This window comes from Stenotrophomonas sp. YJH_SMC_21 (genome assembly GCF_059369555.1).
In genome coordinates this window covers 1-23945 of the sequence record NZ_JCAFSU010000004.1, presented here as the reverse complement: position 1 = coordinate 23945, position 23945 = coordinate 1, and the positions used below count along the sequence as shown (strand labels likewise).

Genomic DNA, 23945 nt, shown 5'->3' with positions numbered 1-23945 from the left:
GGTCGACACCCACCAACAGCAGTCAGCAGTCAGCAGTGCAGTACGCAGTCCCGGCAGATCGCGGGAACCTGTCGAAGGCGGGGTGGGTCCGGTTGCGGGGGCGTGAGCCGCATGGATGCGGCGACCGAGCTTACATGGACGTACTTGCAGCGTCCCCCGCAACCGGACCCACCCCGCCATCCCACGGAGATGGCCAGCTTTTGACGTTGACGTTGATTCGGCGGGTGCAGGGCGCAGCCCTGCAAACAAACCCCACCCTCAGTAGCGGGGCCGGCCTTCTTCCAGCACCTGGCGCAGGAACGGCACGGTGATCCGCCGCTTCGCCGCCAGCGACTCGCGGTCCAGCCAGTCCAGCAGCGTGATCAACCCACCCAGCTCGCGCCCGGTGTGCGACAGCAGCCACTCGATGGATGCCTCGTCGATCGCCAGGCCGCGTCGCAGCGCGCGTTCGCGCAGCACCGCTGCCCGCCCCTCCTCATCCAGCGGCTGCAGCAGCACGCGCACGCACTGGCCCAGCCGTGAACGCAGGTCCGGCAGCACCAGGCCCAGCGCTTCCGGCGCCTTCTGCGCCGTGTACAGCACGGTCACGCCCGCGGCGCGCGCGCGGTTGTGGAAATCGAACAGCGCGATCTCGTCGTCGCGGTTGCCTGCAACCTCGTCCAGGCCGTCCAGCGCCACCAGCTCACGCGCCTCCAGCCCATCCAGCGCCGCACGCACGCGGCCGGCCGCACTGGCCAGCGGCACATAGGTCGGCAGGCGCCCTGCCTGCTCGGCGCTGGAACACATCGCCAGCGCCTGGTGGGTCTTGCCCGTGCCCGCCGCACCTTCCAGGTAGACCCAATCGTGACTGGCACCCACCGCGATCGCGCGCAGCTGCGCCAGCGCGCCATCCGGCGCGCCGATGAAGGTCTCCAGGCGCTGGTCCCGCGGGTAATGCAGGGCCAGCGGCAGTTGCGGCACACCCATCACTTCAGGTCGGGGCCTTTTTCGTTCGGAACGATGATATGGGGCGCATCGACCACGCCGTCAAGCACGATTGCCGGCTTCTCGCCCACGTACAGCTCGCTCTGGCGGTAACGCTGGTGCGCGTAGCGCAGCAGCACGTTGGTCACCGCCGCCACCGGCAGCGCCAGCAGCATGCCGAGGAAGCCGAACAGCTGGCCGCCGGCCATCACCGCGAAGATCACCGCCACCGGGTGCAGGCCGATCTTGTCGCCGACGATGCGTGGGGTCAGTACGTAGCTCTCCAGCAGCTGGCCCACGGTGAACACCACGCCGACCAGGATCAGCAGCTTCAGGTCGAAGCCCTGTGCCTGCACCAGCGCGGCGATCACCGCCATCAGCACGCCGGTGGTCGCGCCCAGGTACGGGATGAAACTGATCAGACCGGCAATCAGGCCGATCAGCAGGCCCAGCTTGAGGCCGACCAGCGACAGGCCGCCGGCATAGATCACGCCCAGTGCCAGCATCACCAGGAACTGGCCGCGGATGAACGCACCCAGCACCTCGTTGGACTCACGCGCCAACGCGCTGATGGTGCCAATGTGGTTGCGCGGAATCACCGACGCCACGCGCTCAACCAGCTTGTCCCAATCACGCAGGAAGTAGAACGCCAGGATCGGCAGCAACAGGATGTTGACCACCCAGGTCACCATCGCGAAGCCGGAGCGCGAGACGTAGCCCATGAACGTGGTGGCGAAGCCGCCGGCCTGCTGCCAGTGGCTGCGCACCCATTCGATCAGGCGGTCCGGGTCCAGCCACTGCATCACTTCCAGGCCGGTCTTCTGCTCGAACCAGGGAATCCCCTTCTCCATCAGCCACGCCTGTGCCTGCGGGGCAACCGCGATCAGGGTGGTGATCTGGCGCTCGATCATCGGTACCAGCACCAGCAGCAGCGCCACGATCACCAGCACCATCGCCGCAAACACCAGCACTACGCCGGTCATGCGCGAGCGGCCGGTGGCCTCGATGCGGTCCACCAGCGGGTCACCCAGCCAGGCCAGCGCCAGCGCCAGCACGAACGGGGTCAGGATCGGCGCCAGCAGCCACACCACCCAGCCGATCAGGCCGGCGAACAGGATGTATTTCAGGCGGCGCAGGAACTGCGCGATTTCCGCTTCCGGGGTCAGAGTCATCGCAGGCGGTACTCGTTGCTGACCGGGGCGGCCACCGGAGTACCGGTGGTGTCGTCGATCGGAGCGGGCAGGGCCGGCAGCGGAGCGCTCGGCACCAGCACGCCGTTGTCGCCCAGCATGCGGTTGAAGCCGGCCAGGCCGGTGGTCATCTCCAGGTTCAGCTCCAGCTGGCCAGCCGAGGCATGCAGGGGGGTGACATTGCGCACCACCGGCACCTCGCGCAGGCCGGCGGCCAGACGCAGGTAGTCGTCGGCGCTGTTGATGCCGGTGACCACCACACGGTAGGTCCCGGCCTGGCCGACGGCGGCGCCGGCCTTGGCATAGCGTTTGACCAGCGCATCGGCGGCGCCGTCGGCACCGGCCGCCATCGCGCGCATGGCGTTGGCGTCCTTGCTGGTCCACTTGTTCAGTTCACGGCCGTTGTCGACGAACACCCAGTCCGCCTGCCAGCCGCCATTGGCGCGGTACAACTTGCCGATCAGCTGCATCGGCGGCGAGTAGCGCGAGGAGGCACGGGCCACGGCGGCACTGTCCTGGCGCCAGATCGCACCCGCCAGCGCCTGTTCGGCGGCGCCACCACTGGGCAGGCCCAGCTTGTAGCCCCGCTCGATGGCGCGGTTCAGCAACGGCCGGGCGGCGTTGGCCTGCTGCACGCTGACCAGGCGCGGGCCACTGCCATCGTCGACAGCCAGCCACAGCACCGGCTTCGGTCGCGGCTGCGGCCACAGCGGCAGGCCCAGCGCCGACACCAGCGAGTCGACATCATCCTCGCGGAAGCGGGCCACCAGCAGGGTACGGAAGCTGGGGGCGCCACTGGCGCCCACGCTCTGGTCCTGCTTGTAGTCGTAGCTGGCCACGTAGTCCTTGGCGTTGCGCAGCGCCTGCACCACGCCGGGGCGGGACATCACGCTGCGGTCGCCGGACAGCTTGCCCAGTACCACGCTCAGGGCGCGGGCCAGGGCGCCGTTGCGATCGGCCTCGGCTTGGCTGTTGACGGGCACTTCGGCCTCGTACGCGCCACTGGCGGTGGCGACATCACCCTCGGTGCGAAGGCCGCTCTGGGCCATCGTGGCCACCGGCAGGCTCAGCGCAAGGAGCAGGGTCAGAATCAGGCTGCGGCGCATCAGGACATCCATTGGCTCGACGTATCCGGGGGAATTGTTGCCCGAATACGGCCTTTGCGCCAATGCGGCCTGTTAAAATCGCCCGTTCAACCCCTGCCAGCGCCGACGCCCGTGACCAACACCCCGTCTTCCGCCCCCTCCCCCCTCACCTATCGTGACGCGGGGGTCGATATCGACGCCGGCAATGCGCTGGTCGAGCGGATCAAGCCCCTGGTCAAGCGCAGCTTCCGCCCGGAAGTGATGGGCGGCCTGGGTGGCTTCGGTGCCCTGTTCGACCTGTCCAACAAGTACCGCGAGCCGGTGCTGGTGTCGGGTACCGACGGCGTGGGCACCAAGCTGAAGCTGGCCCACCAGCTGAACCGCCACGATACGATCGGCATCGACCTGGTCGCCATGTGCGTGAACGACGTGCTGGTGCAGGGCGCCGAACCGCTGTTCTTCCTGGACTACTTCGCCACCGGCAAGCTGGACATCGACACCGCCGCAGCGGTCGTGGGCGGCATCGCCAACGGCTGCACCGAGGCCGGCTGTGCGCTGATCGGCGGCGAAACCGCTGAAATGCCCGACATGTACGCCCCCGGCGAATACGACCTGGCCGGCTTCACGGTCGCCGCGGTGGAGAAGAGCGAGCTGAAGGACGGCGCCAGCGTGGCCGCCGGCGACGTGCTGATCGGCATCGCCTCCTCCGGCCCGCACTCCAACGGCTACTCGCTGGTGCGCCGCATCTACGACCGCGCCGGTCGCCCGGCCGATCTGGAGCTGGAAGGCGGCGTGAAGCTGGTCGATGCGCTGATGGCACCGACCCGCCTCTATGTGAAGCCGATCCTGTCGCTGCTGAAGTCGCACGGCGAGGCCATCCATGGCATGGCCCACATCACCGGCGGCGGCCTGACCGAGAACATCATCCGCGTAGTGCCCGACGGCCTCGGCCTGGACATCCAGGCGTCGTCATGGGCCCTGCCGCCGGTGTTCCGGTGGCTGCAGAAGGAAGGCGCGGTGGCCGACAGCGAGATGTGGCGCACCTTCAACTGCGGCATCGGCTTCGTGCTGATCGTCGCAGCGGACCAGGTGGCTGCCGTTTCCGATGCAGTCAAGGCGCAGGGCCTGGAGCACTGGACCATCGGCCAGGTGGTCACCGCCGAAGGCGCCGAACGCGTCCACATCGGCTGACGCCGGCAACCCAGGAGCCCCGCATGGACGCAACGCCCCCTTTGTCGCCCGCCCCCGTGCCGCCGCCGCTGGCGACGGTACCGCCGTTCAGCGCGCAGGATGCCGACCACCTGCGCATGCTGGCCATCGCACACTACGTGGTCGGTGGCCTGATCGTGCTGTTCTCGCTGATCTTCATCCTGCACATCGTGATCGGCATCGCCGCGTTGACCGGCAGCCTGCCGATGAAGTCCGGCGGCGAGCCCTCCTCGCTGGAGGAACAGCGCCTGATGGGCTGGGTGTTCACCGTTCTCGGCTGCGTCGTCGTGTTCGGTGGCATCACGCTGGGCGCGTTCGTGGCCTATGCCGGCCGCTGCCTGTCCCGCCGCCGTCGCCATCTGCTGTGCCTGATCGCGGCTGGCCTGGCTTGCCTGTTCACGCCGGTCGGCACGGTGCTGGGGGTGTTCAGCCTGATCACCCTGCTGCGCCCGCAGGTCAAGGCCGCCTTCGACCTTCCCGCCGCGACCGCATGACCGCCTCCGGCAATCCACCGCCGCTGCCGCATCAGACCCTGGCGCAGCTGCAGCTGACCAGCCATCTGCAGACACTGAGAGTGCTGTTCTACGCCCTGGCCGGTTTCCACTGGGTCGCCGCGGTGGCGTTCCTCGGCCTCAGCGGCTGGGTGGCCCAGTCGCGCGGGTTGGAGGATGCCTGGATGCTGACCACGGTCTATGCGTCCATCGCCGTGCTGGCCGCCGTGCTGGGGTTCGTGCAGCTGCACACCGCGCGCCAGCTGTCACATCGCACCGGGCTGGCCTGGTGCCAGCGCGCGGCGTGGCTGGGCGTGCTGGCTGGACCACTGGGCATGGCGTTGGCCGCCTATGCCTGGGTGTTCCTGTCCAAGCCGGAAATGGCTGCGCTGTTCGACCGCGGTGATCACCTCAGTGCCTGAACCTGCCGGCAGACGCCCCGTCCTCATCTGATCGATTTCCCATGTCCGCGCCTGCCCTCCCGACGTCTGATTCGCCCACCACCCGCCGCTTCCCGGTCCCGAAGAAGTGGGCTTTCGCCGCCGTACTGGCTGTCTTCGCGATCAGCTGGATCCACCCGCTGTGGCCCATCGAGCAGGCCCTGCACAGCACGCTGACCGTGGTCGGTCTGGCCGCGCTGCTGTGGGTCGACCGCCGCGGCGGCTGGCTGGGCAACGGCGCCTTCATCGCCATCTGCGGCTTCATCGCCCTGCACTGCGTGGCGGCGCGCTGGCTGTATTCCAACGTGCCCTACGACGCCTGGGCGCAGATGCTGACCGGCTGGTCGCCGAATGCGGCCTTCGGCTGGCAGCGCAACCATTTCGACCGCCTCATCCACTTCCTGTTCGGCGTCTGCTTCACCCCCGCACTGCTGCAGCTGGCCCGTCATGCGTGGCCGGCGCTGCGCCTGGGCCAGGCCTTCACCCTGGCGGTGATGACCGTGATGTGTGCCAGCCTGGTCTACGAATGGTTCGAATGGGCCATCGCGCTGGCGCTGTCGCCGGATGCCGCCGAAGCCTACAACGGCCAGCAGGGTGACATGTGGGATGCGCATGCCGACATGCTGATGGCGACCGTCGGCAGCCTGCTGACCTGGCCTCTGATCCGCCGGAGTTCCCTGCAATGACCGCCCCAACCCGCATCGCCGTGCTCGCCTCGGGCCGCGGCAGCAACCTGCAGGCCATCCTCGACGCGATCGGCAGCGGCCGCCTGTCGGCCGAGGTGGTCGGCGTGTTCTCCGACCGCCCCGCCGCAGAGGCCCTGCTGCGTGTCGATGCCGGCCTGCGCTGGGCGCATGCACCGAAGGAATTCAGCGACCGCGCCAGCTACGAGCAGGCGCTCGGCGATGCGCTTGCCGCGGTACAGCCGGACTGGATCGTCTGTGCCGGCTACATGCGCATCCTTGGTCCGGCCTTCGTGCAGCGTTTCGATGGCCGCCTGGTCAACATCCACCCGTCGCTGCTGCCGCTGCACAAGGGCCTGGACACCCACGCGCGGGCGCTGCAGGCCGGTGACGCCGAGCATGGCGCCAGCGTGCACCTGGTGGTCCCCGAACTGGATGCCGGCGCGGTGCTGGCGCAGGCCCGCGTGCCGGTGCGGCCCGGCGACGACGCGCAGGCGCTGGCCGCACGCGTGCTTGCGGTGGAGCATCCGCTGCTGATCGCCACACTGCAGCTGCTGTGCGAGGGCCGCCTGGCTGAACGGAAGGGTCAGCCCTGGCTGGACGGTCACCCCCTGTTTAGCCCCTTGGCCCTAGATTCCGCCGGAAACCTGAACCGGTAACGCTCTTGCACACGCCCCGCTGACTGCGGGGCTGGCATCCTGCCCCCTCCCGCGGTTCCTGTCCTCCATGAAGACCACGACGCTGCTGTCCACTTCACTGCTGTTGTCGCTTGCCGTGCTTCCCGCTGTGGGCTGGGGCCAGGCGCAGCCGCCTGCGGCTTCCCCGCCGCCCACACCCGCTGCGCTGCCACCGAACGAGCCCAGTGTGCCGCTGTTGCCGGCACTGGCCTGGGAGCCGCCGCCGCTGCAGCCGTTCACCGCCACCTACCAGGCCTTCTACAAGGGCAAGGAAGCGGGTGATGCCAGCATGCAGGTCACCCACACCGGCGGCAGCCAGTGGCGCGTGGATATGCAGGTGGTCGGCCGCCGCGGCTTTGCCAGCGTGCTCGGCCTGAACATCGAGCAGAGCACGGTGTTCGAGGAGCGCAGTGGCGTCTACGCACCGCTCAGCCAGAGCACGGTGCGCAAGGGCCTGTTCCTGGGCAAGAAGGCCGTGGGCACTTACAACTGGCAGGCCGGCACCGCGCAATGGACCGGCGACGTCAAGAAGGAGCGCGCGCAGCCGATTCCGCTGCGGGCCGGCGACCAGAGCGCGCTGCTGATCAACCTGGCCATCATGCGCGATGCGCGTCCGGGCGCCACCATGCATTACCGCTACGTGGACATGGGCAAGGTCCGCGAACACGACTACCAGGCCGCGCCGCAGACCGAGAACGTCGAGGTCGGCGACCTGTCCTACAACGCGCTGCGGGTCTACCGGACCAACGGTGGCAGAAACGAAACCATTCTCTGGATCGCCAACGGTGTCCCCACCCCGGTGCGCATCCTGCAACGCGAAGACGGCGAAGACCGCGTCGACCTGCGCCTGATCGAATACCAAGGAGTCTGAGCATGAATACCCTGACCCGCCCCCTCACCTGGATCGCAGCCGCTGCCCTGACCGTGGCCAGTCTGCCGGCCATGGCGCTGGAACCGTTCAAGGCGGATTACCTGGCCAGCTACATGGGCATGCAGGCCAACGGCACCATGACCCTGGCCAGCGAAGGCAGCAACAAATGGCGCTACAGCCTGCAGGTGAAGAACCAGCTGGCCGACCTCAGCCAGAGCACGGTGTTCGAGGAAGTGCGCGGCCAGCTGCGCCCGCTCAGCAGCCAGGACCGTTCGGCACTGCTGGTGAAGAAGCGCAACGTGCAGGCCAACTACAACTGGACCAGCAACCAGGCCACCTGGACCGGCGACATCAAGCCGGACCGTGCGGGCCCCATCGCGCTGAAAGCAGGCGACATGGACGCGCTGCTGATCAACCTGGCGATCGCCCGTGACCTGGCCGCCGGCAAGCCGCTGACCTATCGCATGGTGGACGAAGGCCGGATCAAGAACATGACCTACCGCGTGATCGGCAAGGAATCGATCACCGTGGCCGGCAAGAGTTACGAAGCCACCAAGGTCTCGCGCGCCGATGGCAACAAGGAGCTGATCGCCTGGATCGTGCCGGACTTCCCGGTGCCGGCGCGCATGCTGCAGCGTGAGAGCGGCCGCGATGCGCTGGACCTGACCATCAAAGCGATGAACTGAGTGCCGGGGTCGGATCCCATCCCCTCGGGGATGGGCTCTGACCCCGGTTGTGTGGCTGGGGTCGGAGCCCTTTCCGATGGAAAGGGCTCCGACCCCGGACCCCGCGAAAAGAAAACGCCCGCTTTCGCGGGCGTTTTTCTTACTTCTTTTCCTCGGCCGCCGCCGGCTTGAACTCGGTGCGGCAGTCCACGCGGATCTGCTCGCCGGTGCTGCGCCAGACAAAGGTGCGGCAATGACGGTTGCCGTCCTGGCTGTCGTTCACCGCGACCGCATAGAACGACTCGATGATCTCGTCACGCGTGACCGTGCCGTCGCCGTTCCAGTCCATGTCCTTCTGCTCGATGCCCTGGGTGATGGCGATGTTGGCGTACCAGGCATAGCCCAGCCACGCCAGCACGATCAGCACCAGGGCCAGCAGCGCCTTGCGACGCGGGCTGAACTTGCCGCGCAGGATCATGGCACGCGCCGGATGGTGGCGCCGAGCGAAGACAGCTTCTCTTCGATGTTCTCGTAGCCGCGATCAAGGTGGTAGATGCGGTCGATGGTGGTATCGCCGCTGGCCATCAGGCCGGCCAGGATCAGCGAGGCCGACGCACGCAGGTCGGTCGCCATCACCGGTGCGCCGCTCAGGTGCTCGCTGCCACGCACGATGGCGGTGTGGCCTTCAACCTGGATGTCCGCGCCCAGGCGCAGCAGTTCGTTGACGTGCATGAAACGGTTCTCGAAGATCGTTTCGTTGATCACGCCCACGCCATCGGCCACGCAGTTGAGCGCCATGAACTGCGCCTGCATGTCGGTCGGGAATGCCGGGTACGGCGCGGTGGTCAGGTTGACCGCCTTCGGCCGCCTGCCCTGCATGTCCAGGGTGATGCTGTCGTCGGTGGTCTCGATCTTCGCACCGGCCTCGACCAGCTTGGACAGCACCGCGTCCATGGTGTTCGGGCGCGCACGGTTGACCGTGAGCTTGCCACCGGTCATCGCCGCGGCCACCAGGAAGGTGCCGGTCTCGATGCGGTCGGGCAGCACTTCGTGGCGGCCACCGGACAGGCGCTCGACGCCCTCGATCACCAGGCGGGCGGTGCCCAGGCCTTCGATCTTCGCGCCCAGCGCGATCAGGCAGTGCGCCAGGTCGGTCACTTCCGGTTCCATCGCGCAGTTGTCGAGGACGGTGGTCCCTTCAGCCAGCACTGCGCCCATCAGCACGTTCTCGGTGCCGGTGACGCTGACCATGTCGAAGGTGAAGTGGCCACCCTTCAGGCGCTTGGCGCTGGCCTTGATGAAGCCGTTCTCGACCACGATCTCGGCGCCCAGCGCCTGCAGCCCCTTGATGTGCTGGTCGACCGGTCGCGAGCCGATCGCGCAGCCGCCCGGCAGCGACACTTCGGCGGCGCCGAAGCGGGCCAGCAGCGGGCCCAGCACCAGGATCGAGGCGCGCATGGTCTTGACCAGCTCATACGGTGCGACGTGCTGGTTGACCGGACGCGGGTCGACCACGATCGCGCTGCCGCGCGACAGCGTGCCCTGGTCGATGGTGACCTTGGCGCCCAGCTCGCCCAGCAGCTTCACCGTGGTGACCACGTCGTGCAGGTGCGGCACGTTGGTGATCTCCACCGGCGCATCGGCCAGCAGGGTCGCGCAGAGAATGGGGAGGACGGCGTTCTTGGCGCCGGAGATGCTCACTTCACCGTGCAGCGCAGCGCCGCCGGTCACAACGATCTTGGCCATGTATTCGGGATCTTCTGCGGTTCAGCCGGCTTCGGCCGGGGTCACGGTTTTCAGCGCCAGCGCGTGGATCGCGCCGCCCATCAGGTCGCCCAGGGTGGCATACACCATGCGGTGGCGGGCCAGCGGCATCTTGCCGGCGAAGGCCTCGCAGACCACGGTCGCTTCGAAATGCACGCCATCGTCGCCCTGCACGTCGGCGCGGGCGCCAGGCAGGCCGGTTTCGATCAGATTGCGGATGGTGTCGGCGTCCAACGGGCTTTCCTAATAAAATGTGGGTCCATTCTACTTCCGCTGCGTGGCGTCCGCATGGCCGAATCCCTGTTGCCCCCCCGTTCCGTCGACCCTGCCGGCCTGGTTGCCAGTGGCCGCCGCGTGTTCGAGATCGAGCGGCAGGCCCTGGATGCCGTGGCCGACCGCCTCGGCGAGGCCTTCCAGCAGGCCTGCCAGGCGATCCTGGCCAGCCGCGGGCGGGTGGTCGCCACCGGCATGGGCAAGTCCGGCCACATCGCCCGCAAGATCGCCGCCACCCTGGCGTCCACCGGTACGCCGGCGTTCTACGTGCACCCCGGTGAAGCCGGCCATGGTGACCTGGGCATGATCACCGAAGACGACGTGGTGCTGGCCCTGTCCTATTCGGGCGAGTCCGACGAGGTGCTGATGCTGCTGCCGGTGCTCAAGCGCCAGGGCAACCTGCTGATCTCCATGACCGGCCGCCCGCAGTCCAGCCTGGCCACCGCCGCCGACATCCATCTGGACGTGAGCGTGCCGGCCGAGGCCTGCCCGCTGGCGCTGGCACCGACTTCCAGCACCACCGCCTCGCTGGCGATGGGCGATGCACTGGCCGTGGCCCTGCTCGATGCACGTGGCTTCACCGCCGATGACTTCGCCCGCTCGCACCCGGCCGGCAGCCTCGGCCGTCGCCTGCTGCTGCACATCACCGACGTCATGCACACCGGCGACGACCTGCCCAGCGTGGGCGCCGACGCCAGCCTCAGCGAGGCGCTGGTGGAAATGAGCCGCAAGCGGCTGGGCATGACCGCCGTGGTTGACGCCGACGGCGTGCTGATCGGGCTGTTCACCGACGGCGACCTGCGCCGTGCGCTGGACAGCGCGCTGGATGTGCGCACGGCGAAGATCGCCGACGTGATGACCCGCAACCCGCGCACCATCGGCGCCGACCAGCTGGCGGTCGAGGCCGCCCGCCTGATGGAGACCCACAAGATCACCGGCCTGATCGTGGTTGATGGCCAGGGCCGCGCGGTGGGCGCGCTGAACATTCATGACCTGTTGCGGGCCCGGGTGGTTTAACCGACAGTCCGTAGACCCCATTCAGTCTGTAACGCCGCACCCGCCCACAACGAGCCTGCCGCCCTGATGCCCTGGTCCCCCCTGCCCGCCTTCCCCGCCCACCTGCATGCCGCTGCGGCCCAGATCCGCCTGGCCTGCTTCGACGTGGACGGCACCCTCACCGACGGTCGGCTGTACTACGACAAGGACGGCAACGAGAGCAAGGCGTACTTCGTGCAGGATGGCCTGGGCCTGAAACTGCTGCAGCAGCACGGTATCCACCCCGTGCTGATCACCGCGCGCAACAGCCAGTCCGCGCTCAAGCGCGGCGCCGACCTCGGCATCGACACCCAGATCGCCGTGGGCGACAAGCTGGCCAGCGTGCAGGCGCTGTGTGCGCAGCACGGGATCGGCCTGGAACAGGTGGCGTTCATGGGCGATGACCTGCCCGATCTGGCGCCGCTGGGTGCGGTCGGCCTTGCGGTGGCCCCGGCCAATGCCCATCCGTGGATCGCCGAACGCGTGCATTGGCAGACCCGCGCCGAGGGTGGCCGTGGCGCCGCGCGCGAGCTGTGCGACATCCTGCTGGCCGCCCAGGGCCGCGCGGATGCGGTGCTGGCGAGGTTTGGCGCATGAACCTGCCCACCTTGAACTGGCGCACCGCGCTCGGCATCAGCCTGCTGCTGGCCGCGCTGCTGAGCAGCTGGGCGGCGCTGCGCAACCGCGACAAGGGTCCAGCCACGGGAGGCCAGGAAATCGGCGTGGATTACATCCTGCATGACTTCCAGATCGTTGCCCTGGATGAGCACGGCAAGGAATCGACCACCCTGCGCGCACCGCGGCTGGAGCGCCAGCGCGGCGACCAGACCATCAACATCGCCACCCCGCTGTTCGAGATGCCGGACAAGGATGGCAAGCACTGGACGCTGCGTGCCGAGACCGGCTGGCTCAGCGCCAAGGGCGACGAGATGAAGCTGCGCGGCAAGGTTGCCGGCGACAGCCCGGCGGGCCCGGGCGTGGTGCCGACCACCTTCCGCACCGACCACCTGGACGTGTTCCCGAAGGAGAACCGCGCCCGTACCGACGCCCTGGTGACCATGACCCGCCCGGGCATGGAACAGTCCGGCGTCGGCTTCGAAGTGGATTCGAAGAACAACACGTATCATTTCCTCAGCCAGTCCAAGGGCCGTTACACGCCCAGACGCTGATTCCGCCGCCAGCCCGCGACGTCTCCGGACAGGCGCAGGGCCGGCAGCCCCACCCTCCGCCCCCGGCCCGCCCGGCAGGCCCCCACCGGTAGAACGGACCCCGATGAAGATTCCCTTTGCCGCCGTACTCGCGCTCGGTCTTCTTGTCCCCAGCGCCGCCTTCGCCAAGTCCACCGACCGCAACGAAGACATGCACATCGATTCCGGCGCCCAGTCCGGCATGCTCACCGGCGACGGCAAGACCGTGCTGTCGCAGGGCGTGATCATCACCCAGGGCACGCTGGACCTGCGTTCGTCCGAGGCCGAGATCTACCTCAAGGACGGCGAGGCCGTGCGCGTGGTCTTCACCGGCAAGCAGGCCAAGATGAAGCAGCAGCTTGATGACGGCACCTGGATGGATGCGCTGGCTGATCGCATCGACTACGACATCAAGACCGAGATCATCACCCTGACCGGCAACTACAAGGTCACCAGCGCGCGCGGCACCAATGCCGGCCAGCGCATGGTCTACAACACCCGCACCGGCGAGATGAACTCCGGTGGTGACGGCAGCCGCGTGCGTACCGTCATCCCGCCGAAGAACAAGACCCCGGCCGCGCCTGCGGCACAGCCCAAGGCCACCACGCCGGCACAGCCGGCCGGGAGCAGGAAGTAATGCTCGTCGCCAAGGGCCTGCGCAAAAAGTACAAGCAGCGCGAAGTGGTCAAGGACTTCGGGCTGACCCTCGATGCGGGTGAAGTGGTCGGCCTGCTCGGCCCCAACGGTGCCGGCAAGACCACCTGTTTCTACATGATCGTCGGTCTGGTGGCCGCCGATGCCGGCAGCATCGTGCTCGACGGCAAGGACATCACCGGCGACCCGATGTACACCCGCGCCAAGCAGGGGGTGGGCTACCTGCCGCAGGAACCGTCGGTGTTCCGCAAGCTTACCGTGGCCGACAACATCCGCCTGGTGCTGGAACTGCGCGAGGACCTGGACTCGGCCGGCCGCGAGCGCGAATTGAACGGCCTGCTCGACGAGCTGCAGCTGGGCCATGTCGCCGACCAGCTCGGCGCCAGCCTGTCCGGTGGCGAACGCCGCCGCTGCGAGATCGCCCGCGCACTGGCCGCACAACCGCGCCTGATCCTGCTCGACGAACCGTTCGCCGGTGTCGACCCGATTTCGGTCGGCGAGATCCAGCGCATCGTCACCCACCTCAAGCAGCGTGGCATCGGCGTGCTGATCACCGACCACAACGTGCGCGAGACCTTGGGTATCTGCGACCGCGCGTATATCCTCGCCGAGGGCAGCGTGCTGGCCCAGGGTTCGCCGGAGGCGATCCTGGACAACGCCGATGTACGTCGCGTCTACCTCGGGGATTCCTTCAAGCTGTGAAGCAGTCGCCGGGTCCCTTTCCTTCCTTTCGGCACAGGCATGAAGACTCGGCTGCAGACATCGTTGGGACAGCAACTGGTGCTCACGCCCCAGTTGCAGCAGGCGATCAAGCTGCTGCAGATGTCGGCCACCGAGCTGGAGCTGGAGATCGCGCAGGCAGTGGAAAGCAACCCGCTGCTGGACTGGACCGACAGCAACGACAGCAGCGCCGCCAATGAAGGCAGCGATGGCAACGACAACGAAGCGCCTGCAGAGCGCAGCGATGAGGGCGACGACTGGGCGCCGACCGAACTGGACTGGACGACGACCGGCAGCGGTGGCAGCTTCGATGATGACGACGACAACGGCAGCGCCGCCGAGCGCGTAGCCGAAACCGAAACACTGGCCGACCATCTGCTGTGGCAGCTGCATCTGTCGCATCTGTCCTCGCGTGATCGCAGCATCGGTGCCGCGCTGATCGATGCACTGGACGACGATGGTTACCTGCGCGAGCCGCTGGCCACCATCGCTGAAACCCTGTTGCCGGCGATCCACGCCGACGAGGACGAGATCCTCGCCGTGCTGCACCGCATCCAGCGCTTCGATCCGGTGGGTGTGGCTGCACGCACGCTGGGCGAATGCCTGCTGCTGCAGCTGGATGTGCTGGCCGGCGACACGCCCGGCCTGCTCCTGGCGCGACAGATTGCCGCAGGACCCCTGGAACGTTTGCCTCGCAGCGGCGTCACCGGGCTCGCCCATGAGTTGAAGCTGCCGCTGGACGAGGTCGAGACTGCCGTGGCGCTGCTGCGTTCGCTGGACCCGCGCCCGGGCACGCAGATCGCGCCGCTGTCGCAGGACACCTATGTGGTGCCGGATGTGGTGGTGTGGCGGCAGAACGGCGTATGGCGCGCAGCGCTGGCCGCGCATGCCGGGCCGAAGGTGGTGATCCACCGCGGCTACGAACAGCTGATCCGACGTTGTGGCGACGCCGATGCCGGCTACCTGCGTGCCCAGCTGCAGGAAGCGCGCTGGCTGCTGAAAGGGCTGCAGCAGCGTGGTGAAACCCTGCTGCGCGTCGTGCGCAGCCTGATCCTGCAGCAGGCCGGCTTCCTCGAATTCGGCGAGCAGGCGCTGCGTCCACTGACCCTGCGCGAGATCGCCGCCGAGCTCGGCCTGCACGAATCCACGGTCTCGCGCGCGATCGCCCGCAAGCACGTGCGTACCCCGCGAGGCACCCTGCCGCTGCGCGCCTTCTTCGCCTCGGGCATCGATACCGAGAGCGGTGGCGAGGCGTCCAGCACCGCCATCCAGGCGATGATCCGGCGCCTGATCGACGACGAGAACCCGCGCAAGCCGCTTTCTGACGCCAAGCTGGCTGACCTGCTCAAATCGTCGGGAATTCCAGTAGCGCGACGCACCGTGGCGAAGTATCGTGAAGCCATGAACATTTCCGCCTCGCACGAAAGGGTCAGAATCGCTTGACGCGCCGCCGCGCCCGGCGGAGAGGTTCATTGGCACATCCGAACACAGGAGAAACCCGATGCGCATCGAAACGTTTGGCAAAGATGTCGAAGTCACCCCGGCCCTGCAGTCCTATGTTGAGGAGAAGCTGGCCCGGATCGGAAAGCACTTCGACCAGCACTGCGAAGCGCGGGTGACCCTCAAGCTGCAGAAGACCGAACACCACGTCGACGCCAGCCTCAACATTCCCGGCCAGACCCTGCACGCCGAGGCCAATGCCCAGACCATGTATGCCGCGATCGACCTGCTTGCGGACAAGCTTGACCGTCTGGTGATCAAGCACAAGGAGAAAAAACAGCAGCACGCACCGCTGCCGGTGGGCGACAATGGTGGCTGATCGCCACCGTTCCCCGCAGACATGCCCCTGACTGACCTCCTGGCGGCCGTGCAGACCCAGCTCTGCACGGCCACCGACCGTGACAGCGTCCTGCAGGCCGCCGCCGGGTTGCTGGCCTGCCGCCAGGCCAACGCCGAACAGATCTATCTGAACCTGTGCCAGCGCGAAGCGCTGGGCAGCACAGCCATCGGCCACGGCATCGCCATTCCCCACGGCCGCGCGCCAACCCTGGACCGCCCCCGCGGCGCCCTGCTGCGGTTGGCCACCCCGGTCGATTTCGGTGGCGAGGAGCCGGTGGACCTGGTGTTCGCGATGGCCGTCCCCGCCCACTACACCCACCAGCACCTGATGCTGCTGTCCGAGCTGGCCGAGCTGTTCTCGGCGCCGGACATCCGCCAGGCCCTGCGCGAAGCGGGCGATGCCCGGGCGCTGCGCGAGGCGCTGGACATGACCCCACCTGCGAGTGCCGCATGAATACCAGCATCACCGCCCGTGAACTGTTCGAACAGCAGCGCGAGCGGCTGGGGCTGCGCTGGGCTGCCGGCAAGTCCGGCGAGAAGCGCGAGCTGGAGGCCGGCAACACGGTCTCGCGGCGTCCGTCGCTGGCCGGCTATCTCAATGCGATCTACCCCAACAAGGTGCAGATCCTGGGCACCGAGGAACTGTCCTGGCTGGATGCGCTGGAACCGCGCCAGCGCTGGGAGACCATCGAAAAGATCATGCAGTCGCACCCGCTGGCGCTGGTGCTGACCCGCAACCAGGCCTGCCCGGAAGACCTGCGCGCTGCCGCGGACGAATCCGGCACGCCGCTGTGGCTGTCGCCCAAGCGCGGCCACGAACTGCTCAACCACCTGTCCTACCACCTGGCGCGTACGCTGGCGCCGCGGGTGATCCTGCACGGCGTGTTCATGGAGATCTACTCCATCGGCGTGCTGATCACCGGCGAAGCGGGATCCGGCAAGAGCGAACTGGCGCTGGAACTGCTCAGCCGTGGCCATCGCCTGGTGGCCGACGATGCCCCCGAATTCACCCAGATCGCACCCGATGTACTCGATGGGACCTGCCCGGAGCTGCTGCAGGACCTGCTGGAAGTGCGCGGCCTGGGCGTGTTGAACGTGCGCGAGATGTTCGGCGACACGGCTGTAAAGAAGAACAAGTACCTTCGGCTGATCGTCCACCTGACCAAGCCGATGACCGAACCCACCCCGCATGGCTACGAGCGCCTGACCGGCGATTCGGGCACCCGCCATGTGCTGGACCTGGACGTACCGCTGATCACCCTGCCGGTGATGCCCGGCCGCAACCTGGCCGTGCTGACCGAGGCGGCCACCCGCCTGCACATCCTGCGCACCAAGGGCATCGACCCGGCAGCCATGTTCATCGCCCGCCACAGCAACCTGCTGGAACGGCGAACACCCTGATTTCCCTGCCCTTCGAAGAGCCTGTCCATGAGCACCGTCACCCCCTCCGCCCCGACCCTGATCATCGTCAGCGGCCTGTCCGGCTCGGGTAAATCCGTCGCCCTGAAGACCTTCGAGGACCAGGATTACTACTGCTCGGACAACCTGCCGATCAATCTGCTGCCCGACTTCGTGCGCAGCCTGCTGACCAACCACGACGGCAGCGCACCACGGCGTCTGGCCGTAGGCATCGACGTTCGCGGCCAGGCCGACCTGAGCCAGCTGGGCGACTGGCGGCAGCTGGCGGCCGACGCCGGCGTGGACGTGAAGGTGCTGTTCTTCGAAGCCAGCGACGAGACGCTGCTCAAGCGCTACGCCGACACCCGCCGCCGCCATCCGCTGAGCCAGCTGGGCCTGTCGCTGCCTGAAGCCATCGCCCGCGAACGCGAGTTGACCGCACCGCTGCGCCGCGAGGCCGATGCGGTGATCGACACCAGCAGCCTCAACGTGCATCAGCTGCGGCGGCGGATCATCACCGAGTTCACGATGGACCATGCCACCGGCCTGTCGCTGCTGTTTGAATCGTTCGCCTACAAGCGCGGCGTGCCGGCCGAGGCGGACTTCGTGTTCGATGCGCGGGTGCTGCCCAATCCGCACTGGGACCCGGACCTGCGCGCGCTCAGCGGTCGCGAACCGGGTGTACGCGACTACCTGGAAGCGCAGCCGGACGTGCAGCGCTACCTGGCCCAGCTGATGGACTTCCTCGATACCTGGCTGCCGAAGCTGGGTGATGGCACCCGCAGCTATGTGACCGTGGCGTTCGGCTGCACCGGCGGCAAGCACCGGTCGGTGTTCCTGGCCGAGCGCCTGGCCCGGCATGCCCGCGAGATGGGCTGGGAAGACGTGGCGACGTACCACCGCGAACAGGATTGAGGGGGGGGGCGGCCGGGCTGCGCCCGGCACCCGCCGGTAGTGCCGGCCGCTGGCCGGCAACAGCAACAGCAACAGCAGAAGCGGCATTCCGTGGGATGGCGGGGCGGTGTGGGTCTGCAGGACACGCCGTGAACCCCGCTCCGCGGTCCGGCCCAGCCGCTGGCGGCTGGGCGTTCGGGCGCTTGCGAAGCAGTGCTTCGCAAGCAAAGCGCCCTCCCCCCTGGGGGCTCGATGGCGCCATCCATGGCGCCAACGGTCCTGCAGACCCACACCGCCCCACCTCTGACAGATTTCTGCTGCGGGTGGGTGTCGACCCTGGTCGACACGATGGATCCACGCCTGCGTGGATGAATCGCTGTCAGGCATCGAAAAACGGATGGGGTCGGATCTCTTTCTCAACGGAAAAGGCCTCCCCTGGGAGCAACGCTGAATACGGGACACAGTGCCCCTCTCCTGCTGCTATCGCCAATTCACCTTGACCTGTTAACGTGCAGTAATGACCTGTGGCATTCTCCTCGTAACACATCCTGGGGTCGGGACCGCCCTGCTTGACGTGGCGACCCGGCTCCTGCGGCAGTTGCCGCTGAAAACCGAAGCTTTCGAAGTACCGTTCGACGCAGACCTGGACGCCCTGCTCCCGCTCGCCTCGGCCGCCCTGCGGCGGGTTGACGGGGGTGATGGTGTGCTGATCCTGACCGACCTGTACGGCGCCAGCCCTGCCAACCTTGCCGGGCAGCTGGCCCGGCTGGGGACCCCGGTTCGCCGGGTGTCGGCGCTGAGCCTGCCGATGTTGCTGCGGGTGATGAATTATCCGGAACAGGGACTGGATCAACTGCCCGCCACAGCCGCGGCGGGTACCCGTAATGGAGCGATAGTCGACGATGCTTGAACGAGAACTCACCGTGAGCAACCGCCTGGGCCTGCATGCCCGGGCCACCGCCAAGCTGGTGCAGACCCTGGCGCCGTTCCGCTGCAACGTGACCATGGCCGCCAAAGGCCGTGAGATCAACGCCAAGAGCATCATGGGCGTGATGCTGCTGGCCGCCGGCCAGGGCACCCCGGTCACCGTGCGGATCAACGGCGAGGACGAAGCCGCCGCGATGGAGGCGGTGGTCGGCCTGTTCGAACGCCGTTTCGACGAGGACAGCTGAGCGTGCCACGCGCACGCGCCGGCCAACCCCCTTCCGGCCAGCGGCCGGTACTGCTGCTGGCCGGGCATGGTGCCGCCCGCGGCACGGCAATGGGCCGCGCCCGCGTGCGCCTGCCGCATGCACTGGAAGTGGCCGAGCAGCGCGTTGCCGCCCACCAGGTCGAGGCCGAGCTGGCGTGCCTGCATCGCGCGCTGGACGCCGCGCGCTCGGAGATGCACGAGCTGCGCCAGCGCCTGCATGGAGCGCTGAACCAGGAAGTGGGTGAGTTCCTCGACCTGCATGCGCTGCTGCTGGACGATCCCGAGCTGCTGTATGGGCTGGACGAACTGATCCGCAGCGGACCGTACAGCGCCGGCTATGCGTTGCGCCTGCAGCGCGACCGCCTGGCCAAGGTCTTCGACGGCATGGACGATGCTTACCTGAAGAGCCGCATGGACGACCTCGACCATGTGATCGGCCGCATCCATGCCTTCCTGCAGCCCGAACGCCCGCCAGCGGTGAAAGGCCTGGCCGGCGAGATCCTGGTCTGCGACAACATCGCGCCCTCCGAACTGGCACAGCTGCAGGCGCAAGGCGTGGTCGGCATCGTCACCGCCGCCGGCAGCGCGCTCTCGCACAGCGCGATCCTTGCGCGCAGCCTGCACCTGCCCTTGATCGTCAACGTGCCGCAGCTGCTCAGCCGCATCGCCGATGGCGACGTGCTGATCATCGACGGCGCCGACGGCAGCATCACCGCCAATCCACAGGCCGACAATCTGCGCGACTACCGCGCACGACTGAAGGAACGCGCGCGCGAACAGCGCGAGCTCGGCCGCCTGCGCAGCAAGCCCAGCCGCACCCGCGACCAGGTCGACATCGCCCTGCTGGCCAATGCCGAGTCGCTGGAGGACGTGACCCAGGCGCATGCGCTGGGCGCCCACGGCCTGGGCCTGTACCGCACCGAATTCCTGTTCCTGCAGCGCAACGAGCTGCCGGACGAAGAAGAACAGTTCCAGACCTACCGCGATGCGGCACTGGGCATGAGCGGGCGACCGGTGACCATCCGCACCCTCGATCTGGGCGCGGACAAGGCCGACCGCACCGGCCTGACCCTGAGCAACGAAGAAAACCCGGCGCTCGGCCTTCGCGGCGTACGCCTGTCGCTGGCACGGCCGAAGGTAGCCGACACCCAGCTGCGCGCGATCCTGCGCGCCTCGGCCTACGGCAAGCTGCGGGTGCTGGTGCCGATGGTCAGCACCCGGGAGGAACTGCTGGCAGTGCGCCGCCGCATGCTCAAGCTGACCGAACAGCTGCGCGGCGAAGGCCACATGGTGTCCGACCACGTGCCACTGGGCGCGATGATCGAAGTCCCTGCTGCGGCGCTGGCGCTGGAAAGCTTCATCGACCTGGTCGATTTCCTGTCGATCGGCACCAACGACCTGGTGCAGTACCTGCTGGCGGCCGACCGCAACAATGAAGCACTGGGCGAGCTGTATTCGCCGTTGCACCCGGCGGTGCTGCGGCTGCTGCAGATGGTGATCGAGACCGGCGCGCGCCACCGCATCCCGGTGGCGGTCTGTGGCGAGATGGCCGGCGATGCGCGGATGACCCCGCTGTTGCTGGCACTGGGCCTGACCGAGTTCAGCCTGCACCCGGGCACGCTGCTGGAAGTACGCCGCGCGGTCCGCGAGGCCGACCTGGCCATGCTGCGCGCGCGCGCACCGAAGCTGCTGGCCGCGCGCGACCGCCGCGCGATCGAACGCTGGCTGGCACTGGTGGCCGAAACGGCCTGATACCCCCCGCTCGCCGGGCATGCACGCCTGGGGTCAGATCCTTTTCCGCGGGAAAAGGGATCTGACCCCGTCTCGTTGAAGGCCAAGAGGTTGCCGGCCAGCGGCCGGCACTCCCGCCACCCGGCGGCTATGCGTTGAAACATCGCCTTGCGATAATGACGCGCTGAACACCCCTGTTGCCGCATCCTTGCCGGGATCGCGGCTTTTCTTATCCCCGCGGGAGCTGCGATGGCTGAAGCTGTACGCCACGACAAGACTGCGCGCCAACTGCGGATGCTGTCCGATGCACTGGACAGCGGCCGGCTGGGCCCGGTGCGTCGCCTGGTCAACACCCTGGCCCCGGCCGAGATCGGCAACCTGCTCGAATCGTTGCCGCCGGGCAAGCGCGAGGTGGTGTGGGGACTGGTTGATCCGGAAGACGACGGCGAGGTGCTGGTCCACGTCGGCGACGACGTGCGCGAAAGCCTGCTCGCGGACATGGACCCGGACGAGATCATCGCCGCGGTCGAAGACCTGGACATCGACGATCTGGCCGACCTGGTCGAAGACCTGCCGGACACGGTCATCGACGAAGTCCTCAAGTCGATGGACCGCGAGAACCGCGAGCGCCTGGAACAGGTCCTGTCCTATCCCGAGGACAGCGCCGGTCGCCTGATGAATCCGGACGTGGTGACCGTGCGCGCCGACGTCAATGTCGACGTCGTGCTGCGCTACCTGCGCCTGCGCGGTGAACTGCCCGACCACACCGACCACCTGTTCGTGGTCAGCCGCCGCCATCAGTACCTAGGCCGCGTGTCGCTGGCGGCACTGGTGACCCACGAGGACACCACCCCGATCAATCGCCTGATCGACGACGAGCAGCCAGCCATCGACGTCGGCGAGAGCGACCAGGAAGTCGCCCGCCAGTTCTCCGACCATGACTGGATCTCCGCGCCAGTGGTGGATGACAACAACATCCTGATTGGTCGCATCACCATCGATGACGTGGTCGACATCATCCGCGGCCAGGCCGAGCACCAGGCGCTGGGCGCCGCCGGTCTGGACGAGGACGAAGATCTGTTCAGCCCGGTCTGGCGCGCGATGCGCCGCCGCCTGATGTGGCTGTCGGTGAACCTGTGCACGGCCTTCCTGGCCTCCAGCGTGGTCGGCCACTTCGAAGGCACCATCGACAAACTGGTGGCGCTGGCGGTGCTGATGCCGATCGTCGCCGGCCTCGGCGGCAACGCCGGCACCCAGGTGCTGGCACTGATGGTGCGCGGCCTGGCGCTGGGCCAGGTCGGCGCCTCCAACGCCCGCACCCTGCTGTGGAAGGAAGTTCGGGTCGCGCTGTTGAACGGCGTGATGCTGGGTTCGGTGCTGGGCCTGATCGTGCTCGCCTGGTTCCACTCGCCCGGGTTGTCGGCAGTGATCGCCATCGCGTTGACCTGCAACCTGTTGTTTGCTGCGTTGGCCGGCGTGCTGGTGCCGTTGACGCTGAAGCGCTTCGGCTTCGACCCGGCGCTGGCCAGCGGCATCTTCCTCACCGCCGTGACCGATTCGATGGGCTTCTTCACCTTCCTCGGCCTGGCCACCCTGGTGCTGCTGCACTGACCATCTCGACGGTCGGATCCCCGCTGCGCGGCGCTCTGACCCGATCCCAACTGGATCCCCCCATGGCAACGACAATCGAAAACTACTTCCAGCCCGGCTGGCGCGACCAGCAGCACACCTGCCCGGCCTGTGAATGGAAGGGCAGCTCGCGCGCCATGGAAATGGAACTGGACGAGGACGCCACCGAGTACGACTGCCCGGTCTGCGAGAACCCACTGCTGGTGGTCCTGCACCCGGACATTGCGCAGGTGCAGGCCGCCGCCGCCGAAGGCAATGCCGAGGCACAGGAGCAGTTGGAGATCATCGCCAGCTTCCCGCGCCCGCAGTGACGCGGCGCACGATGCCGGGCCGACGTCGGCGGACTACGATGCAGGCGATCTCGCCGCTTCGGAAAATCCCATGGTCCGTTTGCTGTCGCGCTGGCTGCCACTGCTGGCCCTTCTGATGATGAGCGGTTGCACTTCGCTGCCGGACAGCGCGCGTGGCCGCTTCGAAGCACGTGCGGTGAAGGTGGACGGGCAAACGGCTTACTACCAGGTGTTCATTCCGGCCGGCGTGCAGGCCGCCGCTCCCACCCACCTTCCGGTCGTCCTGTTCCTGCACGGCTCGGGCGAGCGCGGCGCCGATGGCGTCAAGCAGACCCACGCCGGGCTGGGGCCTTACCTGCGCGCGCATCCCGATTTCCCCGCCCTGGTGGTGTTCCCACAGGTGCCGGGCCACGAGGAATGGAGCGGCCGCAACAACCGTGCGGCAGTGGCCGCGCTGGACGCGACGATCGCCGAATTCGGCGCCGACCCGGCGCGGCAATACCTGACCGGCATGTCGATGGGCGGCTATGGCAGCTGGAACATCGCATTGGATGACCCACGCCGCTTTGCCGCGATCGTCCCCGTATGCGGCGCGGTGCTCGCCCCGCGTGCGGTACGCCCGACCCTGTTCGTCGAGCAGGTCGCGCACGAAGCGGACCCGTACGCGGTGATTGCCCAGCGCCTGCAGCACACGCCGATCTGGATCTTCCACGGCGCACTGGATGACGTGGTGCCGCCGGACGACGACCGCAGACTGCATGCCGCATTCCAGCGCGCCGCCGCACGCGACGTGCGCTACACCGAATACCCGGAAGGCAACCACAATGCCTGGGACGCCACCTACGCCGACCCGGCAATGTGGGAATGGCTGTTCGCGCAGAAGCGCTGAACCACAGCTTCTGCTGGGAAACACCTGTTGGTGGATGCCTACCGTTGGTCGGCTTGGGTATGGGTGGGTGCCGACCGTTGGTCGGCTTGGGTATGGGTGGGTGCCGACCGTTGGTCGGCTTGGGTATGGGTGGGTGCCGACCGTTGGTCGGCTTGGGTATGGGTGGGTGCCGACCG

29 protein-coding genes are annotated in these 23945 nt (G+C 67.8%); 23 read left to right on the top strand and 6 right to left on the bottom strand.

Annotated elements, in window-relative coordinates; genetic code table 11:
- Window positions 1-258: 258 nt before the first annotated feature.
- Genes hda through AC5P67_RS07600 form a run of 3 tightly spaced genes read right to left on the bottom strand, consistent with a single transcriptional unit; the run spans window position 259 to window position 3271 of the window.
- A complete protein-coding gene (gene hda, locus AC5P67_RS07610; RefSeq protein ID WP_005408408.1) occupies window positions 259-966 on the bottom strand; it encodes a DnaA regulatory inactivator Hda in 708 nt (235 codons plus the stop codon).
- The gene (locus AC5P67_RS07605) at window positions 966-2135 is read right to left on the bottom strand and encodes an AI-2E family transporter (RefSeq protein ID WP_005408407.1); all 1170 of its coding nucleotides are present in this window, start codon (window positions 2133-2135) and stop codon (window positions 966-968) included. Before AC5P67_RS07605 ends, hda begins: the two co-directional genes overlap by 1 nt.
- Window positions 2132-3271 carry a DUF2066 domain-containing protein gene (locus AC5P67_RS07600; protein ID WP_049403272.1) on the bottom strand — a complete coding sequence of 380 codons (1140 nt, stop codon included), beginning with the start codon at window positions 3269-3271 and terminating at the stop codon, window positions 2132-2134. Before AC5P67_RS07600 ends, AC5P67_RS07605 begins: the two co-directional genes overlap by 4 nt.
- Window positions 3272-3370: 99 nt before the next feature.
- Here AC5P67_RS07600 and purM point away from each other — a divergent pair, with 99 nt between their 5' ends.
- From purM to AC5P67_RS07565, 7 genes are all read left to right on the top strand, one after another.
- A complete protein-coding gene (gene purM / locus AC5P67_RS07595; protein ID WP_033835549.1) occupies window positions 3371-4429 on the top strand; it encodes a phosphoribosylformylglycinamidine cyclo-ligase in 1059 nt (352 codons plus the stop codon).
- 23 nt (window positions 4430-4452) lie between these two features.
- A complete protein-coding gene (locus AC5P67_RS07590) occupies window positions 4453-4941 on the top strand; it encodes a hypothetical protein (protein WP_005408404.1) in 489 nt (162 codons plus the stop codon).
- Window positions 4938-5360, top strand: a complete 423-nt coding sequence (locus tag AC5P67_RS07585; protein WP_005412507.1) for a hypothetical protein — start codon at window positions 4938-4940, stop codon at window positions 5358-5360. The genes AC5P67_RS07590 and AC5P67_RS07585 overlap by 4 nt, the downstream gene beginning before the upstream one ends.
- A gap of 41 nt (window positions 5361-5401) precedes the next feature.
- Window positions 5402-6064, top strand: coding sequence for a DUF2238 domain-containing protein (locus AC5P67_RS07580; RefSeq protein WP_049397533.1), 663 nt, complete (start codon window positions 5402-5404; stop codon window positions 6062-6064).
- A complete protein-coding gene (gene purN / locus AC5P67_RS07575) occupies window positions 6061-6720 on the top strand; it encodes a phosphoribosylglycinamide formyltransferase (RefSeq protein ID WP_099527776.1) in 660 nt (219 codons plus the stop codon). The genes AC5P67_RS07580 and purN overlap by 4 nt, the downstream gene beginning before the upstream one ends.
- A gap of 67 nt (window positions 6721-6787) precedes the next feature.
- The gene (locus AC5P67_RS07570) at window positions 6788-7609 is read left to right on the top strand and encodes a DUF3108 domain-containing protein (protein ID WP_005412504.1); all 822 of its coding nucleotides are present in this window, start codon (window positions 6788-6790) and stop codon (window positions 7607-7609) included.
- 2 nt (window positions 7610-7611) lie between these two features.
- A complete protein-coding gene (locus AC5P67_RS07565) occupies window positions 7612-8295 on the top strand; it encodes a DUF3108 domain-containing protein (RefSeq protein WP_005408399.1) in 684 nt (227 codons plus the stop codon).
- A 139-nt stretch (window positions 8296-8434) separates the two neighbouring features.
- Here the strand turns inward: AC5P67_RS07565 and AC5P67_RS07560 are convergent, their stop codons facing one another.
- Genes AC5P67_RS07560 through AC5P67_RS07550 form a run of 3 tightly spaced genes read right to left on the bottom strand, consistent with a single transcriptional unit; the run spans window position 8435 to window position 10272 of the window.
- Window positions 8435-8752, bottom strand: coding sequence for a hypothetical protein (locus AC5P67_RS07560; protein ID WP_005408398.1), 318 nt, complete (start codon window positions 8750-8752; stop codon window positions 8435-8437).
- A complete protein-coding gene (gene murA / locus AC5P67_RS07555; protein ID WP_049397530.1) occupies window positions 8749-10020 on the bottom strand; it encodes a UDP-N-acetylglucosamine 1-carboxyvinyltransferase in 1272 nt (423 codons plus the stop codon). Before murA ends, AC5P67_RS07560 begins: the two co-directional genes overlap by 4 nt.
- Before the next feature lie 21 nt (window positions 10021-10041).
- A complete protein-coding gene (locus AC5P67_RS07550) occupies window positions 10042-10272 on the bottom strand; it encodes a BolA family protein (RefSeq protein WP_005408396.1) in 231 nt (76 codons plus the stop codon).
- A 54-nt stretch (window positions 10273-10326) separates the two neighbouring features.
- On the opposite strand from AC5P67_RS07550, the gene AC5P67_RS07545 reads away from it, so the two are divergent.
- The 16 genes from AC5P67_RS07545 (at window position 10327) to AC5P67_RS07470 (ending at window position 23769) form a co-directional block, all read left to right on the top strand.
- On the top strand, window positions 10327-11328 hold the full coding sequence (locus AC5P67_RS07545) for a KpsF/GutQ family sugar-phosphate isomerase (RefSeq protein ID WP_033835544.1): 1002 nt from the start codon (window positions 10327-10329) through the stop codon (window positions 11326-11328).
- A gap of 66 nt (window positions 11329-11394) precedes the next feature.
- Window positions 11395-11943: a KdsC family phosphatase gene (locus AC5P67_RS07540; protein ID WP_005408394.1), complete on the top strand. Its 549-nt coding sequence runs from the start codon at window positions 11395-11397 to the stop codon at window positions 11941-11943.
- On the top strand, window positions 11940-12515 hold the full coding sequence (gene lptC / locus AC5P67_RS07535; RefSeq protein ID WP_111118551.1) for an LPS export ABC transporter periplasmic protein LptC: 576 nt from the start codon (window positions 11940-11942) through the stop codon (window positions 12513-12515). The genes AC5P67_RS07540 and lptC overlap by 4 nt, the downstream gene beginning before the upstream one ends.
- A gap of 103 nt (window positions 12516-12618) precedes the next feature.
- Window positions 12619-13170 carry a lipopolysaccharide transport periplasmic protein LptA gene (lptA, locus tag AC5P67_RS07530; protein WP_005408392.1) on the top strand — a complete coding sequence of 184 codons (552 nt, stop codon included), beginning with the start codon at window positions 12619-12621 and terminating at the stop codon, window positions 13168-13170.
- Complete coding sequence (lptB, locus tag AC5P67_RS07525) at window positions 13170-13889, top strand: LPS export ABC transporter ATP-binding protein (RefSeq protein WP_005408391.1); 720 nt, start codon at window positions 13170-13172, stop codon at window positions 13887-13889. The genes lptA and lptB overlap by 1 nt, the downstream gene beginning before the upstream one ends.
- Window positions 13890-13928: 39 nt before the next feature.
- Window positions 13929-15350, top strand: a complete 1422-nt coding sequence (locus tag AC5P67_RS07520) for an RNA polymerase factor sigma-54 (RefSeq protein ID WP_495214448.1) — start codon at window positions 13929-13931, stop codon at window positions 15348-15350.
- A 58-nt stretch (window positions 15351-15408) separates the two neighbouring features.
- Window positions 15409-15726 carry a ribosome hibernation-promoting factor, HPF/YfiA family gene (hpf, locus tag AC5P67_RS07515; RefSeq protein WP_004147311.1) on the top strand — a complete coding sequence of 106 codons (318 nt, stop codon included), beginning with the start codon at window positions 15409-15411 and terminating at the stop codon, window positions 15724-15726.
- A 21-nt stretch (window positions 15727-15747) separates the two neighbouring features.
- The gene (locus AC5P67_RS07510; RefSeq protein ID WP_005408389.1) at window positions 15748-16200 is read left to right on the top strand and encodes a PTS sugar transporter subunit IIA; all 453 of its coding nucleotides are present in this window, start codon (window positions 15748-15750) and stop codon (window positions 16198-16200) included.
- Complete coding sequence (gene hprK, locus AC5P67_RS07505) at window positions 16197-17147, top strand: HPr(Ser) kinase/phosphatase (protein ID WP_005408388.1); 951 nt, start codon at window positions 16197-16199, stop codon at window positions 17145-17147. The genes AC5P67_RS07510 and hprK overlap by 4 nt, the downstream gene beginning before the upstream one ends.
- 27 nt (window positions 17148-17174) lie before the next feature.
- Window positions 17175-18059: an RNase adapter RapZ gene (gene rapZ, locus AC5P67_RS07500; protein WP_033835540.1), complete on the top strand. Its 885-nt coding sequence runs from the start codon at window positions 17175-17177 to the stop codon at window positions 18057-18059.
- Window positions 18060-18555: 496 nt separating this feature from the next.
- Entirely contained in the window at window positions 18556-18948 is a 393-nt protein-coding gene (locus AC5P67_RS07495) for a PTS sugar transporter subunit IIA (protein ID WP_005408386.1), read from the top strand.
- The gene (locus AC5P67_RS07490; RefSeq protein WP_005408385.1) at window positions 18941-19210 is read left to right on the top strand and encodes an HPr family phosphocarrier protein; all 270 of its coding nucleotides are present in this window, start codon (window positions 18941-18943) and stop codon (window positions 19208-19210) included. Before AC5P67_RS07495 ends, AC5P67_RS07490 begins: the two co-directional genes overlap by 8 nt.
- 2 nt (window positions 19211-19212) lie before the next feature.
- Window positions 19213-20982 (top strand): phosphoenolpyruvate--protein phosphotransferase, encoded by a 1770-nt coding sequence (gene ptsP, locus AC5P67_RS07485; protein ID WP_495214446.1) that lies wholly within the window; start codon window positions 19213-19215, stop codon window positions 20980-20982.
- A 228-nt stretch (window positions 20983-21210) separates the two neighbouring features.
- Window positions 21211-22572, top strand: a complete 1362-nt coding sequence (mgtE, locus tag AC5P67_RS07480; protein WP_005408383.1) for a magnesium transporter — start codon at window positions 21211-21213, stop codon at window positions 22570-22572.
- A gap of 62 nt (window positions 22573-22634) precedes the next feature.
- On the top strand, window positions 22635-22901 hold the full coding sequence (locus tag AC5P67_RS07475) for a hypothetical protein (protein ID WP_005412494.1): 267 nt from the start codon (window positions 22635-22637) through the stop codon (window positions 22899-22901).
- Between the two features lie 70 nt (window positions 22902-22971).
- Window positions 22972-23769, top strand: a complete 798-nt coding sequence (locus tag AC5P67_RS07470; RefSeq protein WP_033834838.1) for a carboxylesterase family protein — start codon at window positions 22972-22974, stop codon at window positions 23767-23769.
- Window positions 23770-23945: the final 176 nt, after the last annotated feature.